The sequence below is a fragment of the Undibacterium sp. YM2 genome, assembly GCF_009937975.1.
Classification (GTDB): domain Bacteria; phylum Pseudomonadota; class Gammaproteobacteria; order Burkholderiales; family Burkholderiaceae_D; genus Undibacterium.
In genome coordinates this window covers 4,068,254-4,080,414 of sequence record NZ_AP018441.1, presented here as the reverse complement: position 1 = coordinate 4,080,414, position 12,161 = coordinate 4,068,254, and the positions used below count along the sequence as shown (strand labels likewise).

Below are 12,161 nucleotides of genomic sequence, written 5' to 3'. Positions count from 1 at the left end.
AAGACGTCAGCGTAGTCTTACGCGACTTTCATCCTGGTCTGATGTTGTTCCTTGCGATGGGTGACTACCATAAAGCTCAGGGATGCAGGACCTGTAAGTCAAATGATAAAAAAAAGGAGTGAGCATGCCGCACACTATCTGGAGTGCAAAAAGATTGCGTCAGTTCGGGCAGTTAAAAGAAAAGGTGAATAAAAGTGTCCACCAGCTAAGTTTCACTACAGAAATTGCTTCTGACTCCGTTAACAAGAACAGACAGGACTTAACAAGTGCAAGGCTTGAGAAAGTGGCAAGAAGACGTAGCGGGCCAGGTTCTCACAGTGGCCCTTTGGGCCGCAGTTATGCGCAGTTGTATGAAGAAGCACGCAGGAAAAATATCCGTGGACGTTCTGGCATGAACAAGGCAGAACTTGAACAGGCTCTGGATGCAGGCAAGCATGGCGGGCGGTAGTACAGGCAAAAAAGATATAAATATTATATAAATATTTTGCATGAGGCTGGATCATGATCATCATCGCTATTAACAAGGCACCCGCTCAACAATGGCTGCTCATTGCCTTGAGAACCGCAAAAGCCGCGGCAGAAGCCAATGAGGTTGAATGGGAATATGCCCACATCAGGATAAATATGCCGCATGGGCGTTCGTTTTCGAAATTGCCAGGGCATTTGAACCTGGTGGCGGACTAAGCAATCGACAGGCTGAGCAAGTTTAACAAGGGGGAAGATCATGCGCATTTCACAGCTTGTTTTGTATGGTGTATTGCTCATGACTGTAATGAATTCCATTTTTGCCAAGAGATGATCATGAGCGCTCATTACCTGGTTCTCGTCACATGCAGTCTGTTGATGTATGCGCAATATAGCTGCGCCAGTGAAAGCAATTCTGCTGCCAGCGCTGATGCTGCCGAACCGCCCCCGGGTTTGGCGACACCCCAGGCCGTAAACGTGGCACAAGAGCCGGTTGAGCCAGGTGCGAGGGCAGATACCAGCACACAGGCAGAGTTGAACGGGCCACCTGTCCCGGCTGTCAGCAAAGCGCAGCTTGCGGGTCGGTCTGAAAAAACGCAGTCTGCCAACGGGCCTGATTTGTATACGCGCGTGACTAAAGAATATTATGCCCAGTCTGCCAATCCCGCTTCCAGACAGGAAAAACCAGGTAGCTTGTCACGCTTCGGTCTGGGCTATTCACAAAGCGGGAATGATCATCTGTGGCTGGAATATCGTTTCAATGAAAAAGCCGCAATACGCCTGCGCGGTGCAGCGCACCGGGGTGTCAGATTGATGGCGGTGGTTGAGTATTGAAGCGAGTATTGAAAGACAGCAGGATCAGTTTTCAGGAGAAAACATGAGCAGCAGGGTAGAGACCAGGATAGAACGAACACCGACCATGCATTACAAAAATTACGATATTTTTGTCATCGCATCTCCACGTAAAGACGGACATTGGTTTGCCAGCGGTGAAGTACAGAAGTTTGGCGCACAGGGCCTGGAAATCGCCCAACAATTTAGCGGGCCATTCAAGGCCAAAAGTGAAACCGACGCTAAACTTGCCGTCATCCGCGATGCCAAAATGAAGATAGATGCGATACTCGCTTCACTCGAATAAGTTCAGTCATTTTTCCATTATGCGCGCCGCCAGCGCAAAACAGGGCCTCGTCGGCATGACAGCTTCTCCTTTGGGAGTACTGAAGGCTCCCATGCCCATACCTGTCCAGCCATAACTGGTCAAGCCAAATCCACACTGTGCGAATATCAGCAGCACATCACCGGGACCCCGGCTGGCTGAATTTTGTTATGATCTTTAATCAATATTGATCATCCATCAAATCCATGTCAAACATACTGCTGGAAGGCTACACCACCGACGAAATCCTGAACCTTCCTGCTGAACTGATGCAATCCATCATATTCAGTGACGAAGCTCTGGTCTTCAAGGCCGGCTCAGCTAACATGCTGGGCCGCTTTTGCGTGTCTGGCGACACCCTCATTTTAGAATTGGCGCACGTCGATGGTGGCGGCGAAGGTGCCTTACCCGCCCTGGCATCACTGGCCAAGCGCTATGCACAACGCGAAGGTTTGCAGTTTCTGGAGTGGCGTGTGCACGCCGTACATTGCGCCAGGCCCAACCTGAAATTACGCCGTGTACTGGAAAGACGCGGCTTTGTCATTCGTGAATTACCAGACGTGGGGGAATGTTTTTGGTTGAGGAGTGCAGTCAATACCTGTCCCGTGTAGTGGTCATTAACGGCACGTAATCGCCCGCTGGGCCGGAAATGCATGGATATCAGCAGGAGCGATGAACTGCTCGCAATCACTTACCAGGAATGTGGTCTAAGTCCGCCTCAAGGCGATCAAACCAAAATCAACATCAATATAAAAAACATGAGTACGCAAGACGTTCGTCAATATCAATATCTCTGGGACGGCTCTCAACCTGGCTGGGAATTGATCTATGTCTATCAAGAATATGTCGATTTATCGCTAAAATTTGACCTCACTGGGCCATCAAACTTGGAAATAATGGCGGTAAGGCGTACCTTGCATGAATTTAATTCTCTTCCACTTGCCCAAGTCGTTGCCCGTCTGCGCGGAAGCCAGACTTATTCCCTTGGGAGATTCGAGGCAAGGCAGGCAAGAATTATTACCGCAAATTGTCGGAAAGAAGGTTTGAGCGTGCTGGAGAAAGTAACCGACACTTCCAGGCACTTGTTTGCAAACAATCAAAGCAAATCCACGCTAGTGATTGACGATGTCGAGCTGGCAAAGCAAGTTCACGATACTGCGTTGTTGCATGGTATTCGTGTGGGGAGGGTTGAGGCTTAGACGAGAGCCTCGCAAGAGCGAATAGCTGCGTCCAATAGCGCGAGGGGTATCAAGCGCGCAGCTCTTCTATCAACTCAATAATCTCTTTACCGTAACTTTCCAGCTTCTTGTCACCGACACCGGATATCGCCCGCAAAGCAGGCAGGGTGGCGGGTTGCTGGCGGGCGATTTCGCGCAGGGTGGCGTCGGGGAAGATGACGTAGGCTGGTACGTTGTGGGTGCGTGCGGTTTCTACGCGCCACCAGCGCAGTTTGTCAAAGACGGTCTGTGCCGCGCTGTCGAGGTCAGACTCAGCAAAATCCTTGGCGGACTGGCGTTTGTGTTTGACGGCTTTTTCAGCTTTTTTGTACTGGCGCAACTGGACCTTGATTTCGCCGCGTAGTACGGCGCGGGATGCTTCGGTCAGTTTTAGCGAGCTATAGTTTTCATAATCGACGGCAACCAGGCCGAGGGCGATCAACTGGCGTAACAAGGCGCGCCATTCAGCTTCGCTCTTGTCGGAACCTATGCCGTAAGTAGAGAGTTTTTCATGCCGCCATTGCTGCACACGCTCGGTATCAATGCCGCGCAGGATGTCGATGACATGGCCGGCGGCAAAACGCTGGTCTACACGGTAAATGGTGGACAGTATTTTTTGCGCAGCCACACTGCCGTCAAATGAACTGGGCGGGCTGATGCAGGTATCGCAATTGCCGCAGGGCTGGGCGGCCTGGCCGAAATATTCCAGTATGTGGGTACGGCGGCAATTCAGGGTTTCGCACAGGGCCAGCATGGCTTCGAGCTTGACGCTTTGCACGCGCTTGTAAGTCTCATTGGCTTCTGACTCGTCGATCATGCGGCGCTGCTGTACAACGTCCTGCAAGCCATAGGCCATCCAGGCATTGGCGCTGGCACCATCGCGGCCAGCACGGCCAGTTTCCTGGTAATAGCCTTCTATGCTTTTTGGTAAATCCAGATGGGCGACAAAACGCACATCGGGTTTGTCTATGCCCATGCCAAAGGCAATGGTGGCGCACATGACGATACCATCTTCACGCAGGAAGCGCGCCTGGTTGCGGCTGCGGTCAGCCAGCTCCATACCCGCATGATAGGGCAGGGAGGTGATGCCATTTTCGTTCAGGAACTCAGATGTTTCTTCAACCTTTTTGCGGGACAGGCAATACACGATGCCAGCATCACCGCTGTGCTGGGCCATGATGAAGTCCAGCAGTTGCTTGCGGCCATTGGCTTTTTCGACGATCTGGTAGCGGATATTCGGGCGGTCAAAAGACGACACGAACTGCATCGCGTTTTCGAGTTGCAGGCGATGGATGATTTCATCGCGGGTTTGCTGGTCAGCCGTGGCTGTCAGGGCAATGCGCGGCACATTCGGGAAGCGTTCATGCAAAGCCGACAGCTTGATGTATTCCGGGCGGAAATCGTGGCCCCATTGCGAGACGCAGTGCGCCTCATCAATCGCAAACAGGGCAATGTTGACGACTTGCAGCAACTCAAGGCAGCGCTGGGTCAGCAGGCGTTCCGGTGCGATATACACGAGGTCGATATCGCCTTCGCGCATTTTCTTTTCTACTGCGAGGATTTCATCAAAGCTCTGGGTAGAGTTCAAAAAAGCGGCCCGTACACCTACCTCGGCCAGGGCATCAACCTGGTCTTGCATGAGGGCGATCAGGGGGGACACGACGATGCCTACACCACTGCGCAACAGGGCCGGTATCTGGTAGCACAGAGACTTGCCGCCGCCCGTGGGCATCAGCACCAGGGCATCGCCGCCATTGACGACATGCTCGACGATTTGCCCTTGCTGGGAGCGGAAGGCCGGGTAGCCAAAGACAGTCTGCAATACGTGCAGGGCCTGATCTACCGTATTGCTGCCGGTATTTGTATGCGTATAGCCCGCGGTCACTGCTGTCGTCACTGCGGTACTTACCTCTGTTGTCACTTCAGTTATCACCAATCAGTCTGCCCAGGTAATCACGCCAGTGTAGGCGGTAATCAGGATCATGATACCAAAGGCAATACGATACCAGGCAAACACATTGAAATTATGCGAGCTGATATAACGCAGCAACCAGCGTACGCAAAAGAACGCCGAGATAAAGGCGGCAACCGTGCCCAGGCTGAACATGGGTAAATCTGTCATCGACAAGTCTTCACGTGCTTTGTACAGCGAATACACGGTGGCGCCCAGCAGTGTAGGGATCGCCAGGAAGAATGAGAATTCAGTGGCTGCCTTGCGCGACAGGCCAAACAGCATGCCGCCTATGATCGTCGCACCAGAACGGCTGGTACCGGGGATCAGGGCCAGCGATTGTGCCAGGCCTATTTTGAGGGCATCGAGCAGGCTCATGTCATCGACAGTTTGTATGCGTGCATGGCTGCTGTCGTGAGTGTCAGTTCCTGCATGCTTGCGTTCAACAAACAGAATGATGATGCCGCCTATAATGAAGGCCAGGGCAACCGGTACCGGTGCAAACAGGACCGCCTTGATTTTTTTGGAGAACAGCAGGCCCAGTACGGCGGCTGGCAGGAAGGCGACGATAAGGTTCAGCGCAAACTTGCGGGCTTTGGGATCGTTGCCCAGGCCGCCAACGACACTGGCTATCTTGGCACGGTACTCCCAGCACACTGCAAAAATCGCTCCTGCCTGTATGACAATCTCAAATACTTTTTGTTTCTCGCCGGTGAAATTCAGCAAACTGCCCGTCAGTATCAGGTGGCCGGTGGAGGAGATGGGCAAGAATTCCGTCAAGCCTTCGACGATACCCATGATGATGACTTTGACGGCGAGTAGTAGATCCATAAAAACACAAAAATAAGGAAGTTTTAGTCGGGACGAAGCTTAGCATGTCGCCCGCCACACCTGCTTGGAAATTTGCTGGCGACAGCCAGTGTTCAATTACATTTATTTGCAGGATGGCCATATTCCAACATTTGCCAGATGGCAGCAGCCTGCACTATAAGTACCGTATTTTAGTACTTTATCTAATTTCATTGTCACTAAAATGAAGCGTCGCGATACTTCAGCATGTTTAATGATGATGGCTTGATATCGCATGTCCCTGCAACCCAAACTATATACCGCATTTTGCCAGCATGGCCGCGCTGCCAGCCTGCATGCGCTTGTGGTGTTGAGTTTGATTCTTGGTCTGAGTGCCTGCAGCACTACCACCATGCCAGCACCGCCCGCTCAGGCTGGAGCAGGTATGGAAGGCGGCGTGGATACCGTTCTGACGGAATACCGCAGTAACCAGGTTGAGGTCACGCTGGTGCGGCAACAGTATGTCTGGCGCTTGCCAGACGCCAACCAGCATCTGGCGCAATTTGCTCACCACATCCAGGTCGATGGCACTGTGCCCGCCCGTTTGCAGGAATTTGTCGTCACCTATAGCAAAGCGCAGCACCTGCCGCGCAATACGCCTGCAGACAGCGCCTCGATGAGCGCGAGCCTGCTTGACCAGGTGCAGATCAGCAGGAATGGCAGATTCATGGTGAGCGAAAGCATATCGCCCGTGTTTACCGGCGAGCAAAGTTACCGCCGCCTGGAGGCGGCCAGTCTAAAGGTCGGGAATGACACCTATGTGCTGACCGTGGCAAATGGATTTTTACACAGGCCCATGTGGCTGGCGATATTTGCGGCAGATGGCAACCCTGTCTATCGCATAGGTCTGCCTCACGGGCACTGGCAATTGACGGAGCATGCCGATGGTATTTCCATCGTCGATACCTCTGGTTCTGGAAGGCGTTTGCTGATCAGGCCTGAGCATTAATGAAGAGCAAGCCATGGGCAGCACGTATGCGTTTTGCCCTGTCAGTTTGCTTGTGTATGAATTGTATGAATTTGAGTGGCTGTTTTATTGCGCTACCTGTCGTTGGCGGAGGAATTGCCGGGGCTGGACAGGACAGCGATGCAGTCAGGGCAGAAGCCTGGAATTACCCTGAATTTAAGGAGAAAGATGTGCAAACCGAAACTACCCAGCAAGTAAGCAACAAGATGCGCACTGACCGCAACAATTATTTTGCCGACTTTGCCGACCATGTGCACGTACGCCGCAATACGCCTACCAGGATGGGCTCGTTTGAATTCAATTTTGTGCGTTCTGGCACCGACAATGGCGTGCTGATCCAGGTCTATCATGATGGCCTGCGCATCATGCTGGAACGCATACCCTCTGCTTTTTACATGGGCGAGCTGCAAGCCAGCGAAGTACAGATAGGCGGGCGCGACTACCTTTTGCTGGCGGCTAATTCCCGCACCAGCACCCAGCGCATGTGGTTTGGTATCTTCCGCCCGGATGGTAGCAAGCTGTATGCCGCCAGTCTGGAACAGTCAGTCGTGCGCGTCATTCAAAATGATGACGGCATCTCACTGTTCTTTTTGAGTGGGGACTCCATGCGCATCAAGATTTGATCGCAAGGATAGAGGGATTTGCAAAAAACGGGTAGCAAGAAATTCAATTTTCCAGTCCAGACCAGCTAATTTGCTGGTCTGGATATTCTGTAATTAAAACTCTTCCCAATCCTGCTCAACTGTCTTTGCTTTTCTTTGCGGTATCTGACGGATTTGTGCTCTGGCGGCATTTGCCGCGTTACCTGACTTGTCAGCGGCCCTGGCAATCACTGGCGGGCGTGGGGACGCCACAGGGCGGCCAGTTTGTGCTGCGGGTTTTTGTGCCTGCGCCATGATCTGGAACTGGGACACCAGCTCAGACAATTTGCTTGACTGCTCGCGCATGCTCTCTGCTGCTGCTGCTGCTTCCTCAACCAGTGCAGCGTTTTGCTGGGTCATTTCATCCATCTGGGTAACGGCCAGGTTCACTTGTTCGATACCGGCACTTTGTTCCTGGCTGGCAGCGGTGATTTCACTCATGATGTCGGCAACGTGCTGGACGCTGGAGACGATGTCTGTCATGGTCTGGCCAGCAGTATCAACCAGCTTGCTGCCATGTTCGACCTTGCCCACCGAGTCATCAATGAGGTGCTTGATTTCTTTGGCAGCAGATGCGCTGCGTTGCGCCAGGTTACGCACTTCAGTCGCCACTACCGCAAAACCACGGCCCTGCTCACCGGCACGGGCTGCTTCAACCGCAGCGTTCAGGGCCAGGATATTGGTCTGAAAGGCGATGCCATCAATGACGGAGATAATATCGACAATCTTGCGCGAGCTCTCCTTGATCGAGCCCATGGTCTCCACCACCTGGCCGACCACTTCGCCACCCTTGACGGCAACGCTTGATGCCGAGATCACCAGTTGATTGGCCTGACGTGCATTGTCGGCATTTTGCCTGACCGTAGAGGTCAGCTCTTCCATGGACGAGGCGGTTTCTTCCAGCGAGCTGGCTTGCGATTCCGTGCGGGATGACAGATCCGCATTGCCAGAGGCAATTTCAGCCGCTGCCACATTGATGGTCTCGGTACCATGACGCACGTCACCAATAACACTGCTGAGGCCGGTGTTGATGCCATTGATGGCATGCATCATCTTGCCGATTTCGTCATTCAGTTTGATCTCTATGGTCTCACTCAGATCACCCTGGGCCATTTTCTCGGCAACTGCCGTTGCCCTGGCCAGGGGCGGGTAATCGAGATTGTCATCAGCCAGGCGCACAGCACTGACAACAATGCTGCAATCACCGACAGTACAATCAAGAGAATGCGGCTGGTTTGATACGTCTGCTGGATTTCAGCAGAGGTATCATCAATCTGCTTGCGCTGCATGGCCAGCATTTCTTCTATTTTTTTGACATAAATGACCGATGCCGGAATGAATTCTTTATCCAGTGCCGTATTGGCTTCATCGATCTTGCCGTCTTTTTTAAGTTCTACCACTTTATTACGGGCACTGATATAGGCCTGGCGTTGTACGCCGATTTCCTTGAAGAGGGCGACTTCATCAGGGCTCTTCATGTGCTCAGCGATTTCTTTTTGCAAAATGCCAGAAGTTCTGGTTGATTCCTCCTGGTCAGCGGCAAAGAAGGTTGCCAGCGAGGGATCGCTGCTCTTCGCAATCGCTGTCGTGCGGCGAACGCCTGTGTGAATATTGCGGTACCAGTCACTGATCATGCGCTCAGTTGCCAGCGGGTCTTTCAATAAATTGTCTGCCGCCGCCGCAACGGTATTGAGTTTGATGATGGCAACCAGCGTAGTCACGAAGAACAGGGAGAGGATAAGGACAAAGCCAAAGCCTAAGCGCTTACCCACCGAGAGGTGTTTGAACAGAGAGGTCATAGATTTTCTATTTGTTGTCGTAAGACAAATTGAAAATGCAGACCTGTGTACTGAGGTACAGTTTGCTTAATGGCCTGCATCATGAAGATTGGAAATATAATTTCCATATAGCAATTATACTTTGAAGTAGCAAGCTGATTGTATGAAGTTTGTATGACTTTAATGCAAATTTCTATAAAAATTGTTGCTTATGCTATAGCCAAATCTTATACGCTCACAAGTCTGATGACATGCTAGTCCAGCGTATCGCCAAGATTTGTAACATATATTTTAGGTGAAAATTTACAAAAATCCATACTGTTATGAGGGTTTTGCCACATCAGGTTGAGAAATATCTAAAAGTGATGTCAAGACAGTTTGGATGATGACTTTTTATGATTTAGTAAATAGAACAATATGGCTTTTTGTACTGGCAGGAGCAGGTTCTTTTGCCGGTAGCCAGTAAAGCCAGCATAGCTGACCGGGTCAAAGGCGATTTCCCTGCCTATGGAAAATGGTGGCGTTGGCAACAAATGCGGCATTCCCATTTGTTCAAGATGCCCGGTAGTCAATGACCAGTCTGCATTTGCATAGCTCTCAGGCCAGCCATCGGTGATGACAATATCAAAGCTGGATTCAATCGTTGAGGCATAGTTGACGCTTGGTTTTGCTTCATGAAAGGCAGCCTCACACAGCTGCGTGACCTGAAAGCCCATGACCACCGCCAGCTCATGCCAGGACCGCATGACATTGGTGGGCGGGCCCCACAGGCATATTCTTGCCTGCTGTATCGGTGCAATTGCCTGATTTACATAATAAGCATCCGCCAATACCTCGCATGGGTGCCCCTGGCTGGACAGTGCATTGACGACAGGGCGGTAGCTATTGCTGGCAAATTCCGCCAGGCGCTCATGGTTGCGTTCGCGTATGACATAGATGTCGTAAAAGTCATCAAGATAGGCGGCCAGGTCTGCGGTTCTCTCTGCTGTCTTCAGCAAATTGGGCAATTCAACAAATCGCAAGCCCAGTTCCTGGAAAGCCTGTATGAAGCTGGTGCGGGTGCGTATGCCATTGCCTTCAAAAGACCAGGCGACCCGCCCCTGGATATGCATGTCCTGGCGTTCTGCCAGTTCCCAGATGCTGGCAATATCGTTGGCGGACAGGTCGGTGATCTGGATGAGATTCATAAAAATTAGCCAGGCTTGGCAATGAGCAGGATGACATTGCCAGCATACAGGTGTTGTCATGCTGGTTGATGAATTTGATTGCAAATATAAACATCTGCCCGGTCTTGTCCTGATATCAATTTGTCTTGATACCAATGATGAAATGCAAGCTTGTTGCGAGGTGATTGAGAGCTTATTTAGAGCTTATTGAGATGCAAAAATTGTATATCACATTGTTAATATTGCATAAATATCATGCTAGAAGTATAATATAGCTTTCCCACTCTGGAAATTTATTTCCTTTTTAATATGACATCTCTACAGTTAAAACGCGGGCTTGCCACGGCCCTGTTATCGGCCTTGCTGGCTGCCTGCGGTGGTGGCAGCAGCAATAGTGCGGGGACGACCAATACGGGCGCGAATACTGCCATCGCCAGCGGTGGCAGTGCCGGTCAGGCATTGGTGCAGGTAGCGCCAGCGCTGCAATACCCTATCCCTGACGGTGCCTGGTCTGCTCCTTCTGGTGCTACGCCAGCTACGGGCAACTATATTTATCTCCAAAGTGATAATGGTGACTATATCGGCTCAGGCCGTACATTGTTATATACCAATGCAGATTCAGTCATCACAGCAACCAATAATGGTTTGAAAATTAATGCTGCTGTGCAGGGTAACCAGAGCTGGAATGGCGGCTTCCTGCTGCCATCTGCTGCGGGCAGTCTGCAAGCCGGCTATTTCCAGAATCTGACCCGTACTCCTTTTGCTGATCCTGCCGTCGGTGGCGTTGAATGGAGTGGCGAGGGACGCGGCTGCAACCAGATCAAGGGCTGGGTCATCATCGATAAGGTCGAGCTCACTGGTACTGCCATCAGTGCACTGGATTTGCGTTTTGAGCAGCATTGCGAAGGCGGGGCGCCTGCCTTGCATGGTCAGATACACTGGAACAAGTCAGATACCGGCGGCCAGACGGGGGGCCACAAACCATACCCGCCAATTTGTGGCAAGCAGCTGTCGGTGCAGTGCCTGCTACCGGCAACTACATGTACCTGGAAAGCCGTCCCGGTGATTACGTCGGTGCTGGTAAAACCTACACCTATACCCAATCCAATGCCAGCCTGAAGCTCAATACTCAAACTGGCTTTCTGGGTGTGAACGTCACTGGTGACCAGAACTGGACTGGCAGTTTCAAGGGCATGAAAGACATGTCGCAGCTGGCTGTTGGTTACTATCCCGGCTTGTCGCGCTATCCTTTCAATAACCCTGTTCTGGGTGGCCTGGACTGGTCTGGAGACGGGCGTGGTTGTAATAATCTGAATGGCTGGTTTGCAGTAGACAAGATCAGTTACAGTGGCGCCACCCTGACAGCAGTGGATCTGCGTTTTGAACAGTATTGTGATGGCAGCACTGTTCCTTTGCGTGGCCAGTTGCACTGGGTAGCGAATGACACAACGACACCGCCAGGACCGCAAATTCCTGTACCGGCCAACCTGTGGAAACCTGCTGACTCCTTCGTACCACCAGCAGGTAACTTTATCTATCTCGTCAGCGACAGTGGTGACTACATAGGTGGTGGCCGCACGCAATTGTTGACACCAGCTACGACCAGTTTCACTTCAATATCCAACCTGACCGCAGCATGGCGTATCGGTGCAGGCGGCTGGTGGGGTAATTTTGTCGGCATGAACTCATTGTCGCAATTGAAACCTGGCTACTACGCAGACCTGCAGCGCTACCCGTTCCATAATCCAGTGCGCGGTGGTATGGACTGGTCAGGCAATGGCCGTGGTTGCAACAAACTGACAGGCTGGTTTGTCGTCGATAATGTCAGTTATGCTCTGGGTGAATTGACATCCATAGACCTGCGTTTTGAACAACATTGCGAAGGTAATGTGCCAGCACTGCGTGGCATGATTCACTGGGCGAAATAAATGCTGTATGCTAGCTGCATTGTAGCTGTATAGTTGTACATAG

The 12,161-nt window shown here is 51.7% G+C and carries 14 protein-coding genes; 9 read left to right on the top strand and 5 right to left on the bottom strand.

Translation table 11 applies throughout. The features are described 5' to 3' along the window. Positions 1-124 precede the first annotated feature (124 nt). From UNDYM_RS18305 to UNDYM_RS18280, 6 genes are all read left to right on the top strand, one after another. Positions 125-448, top strand: coding sequence for a plasmid stabilization protein (locus UNDYM_RS18305; RefSeq protein ID WP_162042314.1), 324 nt, complete (start codon positions 125-127; stop codon positions 446-448). A 53-nt stretch (positions 449-501) separates the two neighbouring features. Then, complete coding sequence (locus tag UNDYM_RS18300) at positions 502-684, top strand: hypothetical protein (RefSeq protein ID WP_162042313.1); 183 nt, start codon at positions 502-504, stop codon at positions 682-684. 117 nt (positions 685-801) lie between these two features. Next, on the top strand, positions 802-1,299 hold the full coding sequence (locus UNDYM_RS18295) for a hypothetical protein (protein WP_162042312.1): 498 nt from the start codon (positions 802-804) through the stop codon (positions 1,297-1,299). A 43-nt stretch (positions 1,300-1,342) separates the two neighbouring features. After that, positions 1,343-1,603 carry a hypothetical protein gene (locus UNDYM_RS18290; protein ID WP_162042311.1) on the top strand — a complete coding sequence of 87 codons (261 nt, stop codon included), beginning with the start codon at positions 1,343-1,345 and terminating at the stop codon, positions 1,601-1,603. A gap of 224 nt (positions 1,604-1,827) precedes the next feature. Next, complete coding sequence (locus tag UNDYM_RS18285) at positions 1,828-2,232, top strand: hypothetical protein (RefSeq protein WP_162042310.1); 405 nt, start codon at positions 1,828-1,830, stop codon at positions 2,230-2,232. Positions 2,233-2,274: 42 nt separating this feature from the next. Continuing rightward, positions 2,275-2,820: a hypothetical protein gene (locus UNDYM_RS18280; protein WP_162042309.1), complete on the top strand. Its 546-nt coding sequence runs from the start codon at positions 2,275-2,277 to the stop codon at positions 2,818-2,820. Positions 2,821-2,869: 49 nt separating this feature from the next. Here the strand turns inward: UNDYM_RS18280 and recQ are convergent, their stop codons facing one another. Further along, the gene (gene recQ / locus UNDYM_RS18275) at positions 2,870-4,723 is read right to left on the bottom strand and encodes a DNA helicase RecQ (RefSeq protein WP_162044693.1); all 1,854 of its coding nucleotides are present in this window, start codon (positions 4,721-4,723) and stop codon (positions 2,870-2,872) included. 51 nt (positions 4,724-4,774) lie between these two features. Then, positions 4,775-5,620, bottom strand: coding sequence for an undecaprenyl-diphosphate phosphatase (locus UNDYM_RS18270; RefSeq protein WP_162042308.1), 846 nt, complete (start codon positions 5,618-5,620; stop codon positions 4,775-4,777). Between the two features lie 253 nt (positions 5,621-5,873). Here UNDYM_RS18270 and UNDYM_RS18265 point away from each other — a divergent pair, with 253 nt between their 5' ends. Together UNDYM_RS18265 and UNDYM_RS18260 are read left to right on the top strand one after the other, a co-directional pair. Beyond that, complete coding sequence (locus UNDYM_RS18265) at positions 5,874-6,587, top strand: hypothetical protein (RefSeq protein ID WP_162042307.1); 714 nt, start codon at positions 5,874-5,876, stop codon at positions 6,585-6,587. 65 nt (positions 6,588-6,652) lie between these two features. Next, positions 6,653-7,228 (top strand): hypothetical protein, encoded by a 576-nt coding sequence (locus UNDYM_RS18260; RefSeq protein ID WP_162042306.1) that lies wholly within the window; start codon positions 6,653-6,655, stop codon positions 7,226-7,228. A gap of 93 nt (positions 7,229-7,321) precedes the next feature. Here the strand turns inward: UNDYM_RS18260 and UNDYM_RS31415 are convergent, their stop codons facing one another. The 3 genes from UNDYM_RS31415 to UNDYM_RS18250 all read right to left on the bottom strand — a co-directional run bounded on the left by UNDYM_RS31415 (position 7,322) and on the right by UNDYM_RS18250 (position 10,211). Then, positions 7,322-8,425 carry a methyl-accepting chemotaxis protein gene (locus tag UNDYM_RS31415; RefSeq protein ID WP_370529346.1) on the bottom strand — a complete coding sequence of 368 codons (1,104 nt, stop codon included), beginning with the start codon at positions 8,423-8,425 and terminating at the stop codon, positions 7,322-7,324. Further along, the gene (locus UNDYM_RS31410; RefSeq protein WP_174244954.1) at positions 8,341-9,045 is read right to left on the bottom strand and encodes an MCP four helix bundle domain-containing protein; all 705 of its coding nucleotides are present in this window, start codon (positions 9,043-9,045) and stop codon (positions 8,341-8,343) included. The genes UNDYM_RS31415 and UNDYM_RS31410 overlap by 85 nt, the downstream gene beginning before the upstream one ends. A gap of 347 nt (positions 9,046-9,392) precedes the next feature. Then, positions 9,393-10,211: an ornithine carbamoyltransferase gene (locus UNDYM_RS18250; protein ID WP_162042305.1), complete on the bottom strand. Its 819-nt coding sequence runs from the start codon at positions 10,209-10,211 to the stop codon at positions 9,393-9,395. Between the two features lie 974 nt (positions 10,212-11,185). Between UNDYM_RS18250 and UNDYM_RS18245 the strand changes: the two genes are divergently transcribed. After that, the gene (locus tag UNDYM_RS18245; protein ID WP_162042304.1) at positions 11,186-12,118 is read left to right on the top strand and encodes a hypothetical protein; all 933 of its coding nucleotides are present in this window, start codon (positions 11,186-11,188) and stop codon (positions 12,116-12,118) included. The last annotated feature ends 43 nt before the right edge of the window (positions 12,119-12,161 follow it).

Coding starts and splice junctions, on each gene's coding strand:
- UNDYM_RS18305 (WP_162042314.1), top strand. CDS start 125: ATGCCGCACACTATCTGGAGTGCAAAAAGATTGCGTCAGTTCGGGCAG.
- UNDYM_RS18300 (WP_162042313.1), top strand. CDS start 502: ATGATCATCATCGCTATTAACAAGGCACCCGCTCAACAATGGCTGCTC.
- UNDYM_RS18295 (WP_162042312.1), top strand. CDS start 802: ATGAGCGCTCATTACCTGGTTCTCGTCACATGCAGTCTGTTGATGTAT.
- UNDYM_RS18290 (WP_162042311.1), top strand. CDS start 1,343: ATGAGCAGCAGGGTAGAGACCAGGATAGAACGAACACCGACCATGCAT.
- UNDYM_RS18285 (WP_162042310.1), top strand. CDS start 1,828: ATGTCAAACATACTGCTGGAAGGCTACACCACCGACGAAATCCTGAAC.
- UNDYM_RS18280 (WP_162042309.1), top strand. CDS start 2,275: ATGGATATCAGCAGGAGCGATGAACTGCTCGCAATCACTTACCAGGAA.
- UNDYM_RS18270 (WP_162042308.1), bottom strand. CDS start 5,620: ATGGATCTACTACTCGCCGTCAAAGTCATCATCATGGGTATCGTCGAA.
- UNDYM_RS18265 (WP_162042307.1), top strand. CDS start 5,874: ATGTCCCTGCAACCCAAACTATATACCGCATTTTGCCAGCATGGCCGC.
- UNDYM_RS18260 (WP_162042306.1), top strand. CDS start 6,653: ATGAATTTGAGTGGCTGTTTTATTGCGCTACCTGTCGTTGGCGGAGGA.
- UNDYM_RS31410 (WP_174244954.1), bottom strand. CDS start 9,045: ATGACCTCTCTGTTCAAACACCTCTCGGTGGGTAAGCGCTTAGGCTTT.
- UNDYM_RS18250 (WP_162042305.1), bottom strand. CDS start 10,211: ATGAATCTCATCCAGATCACCGACCTGTCCGCCAACGATATTGCCAGC.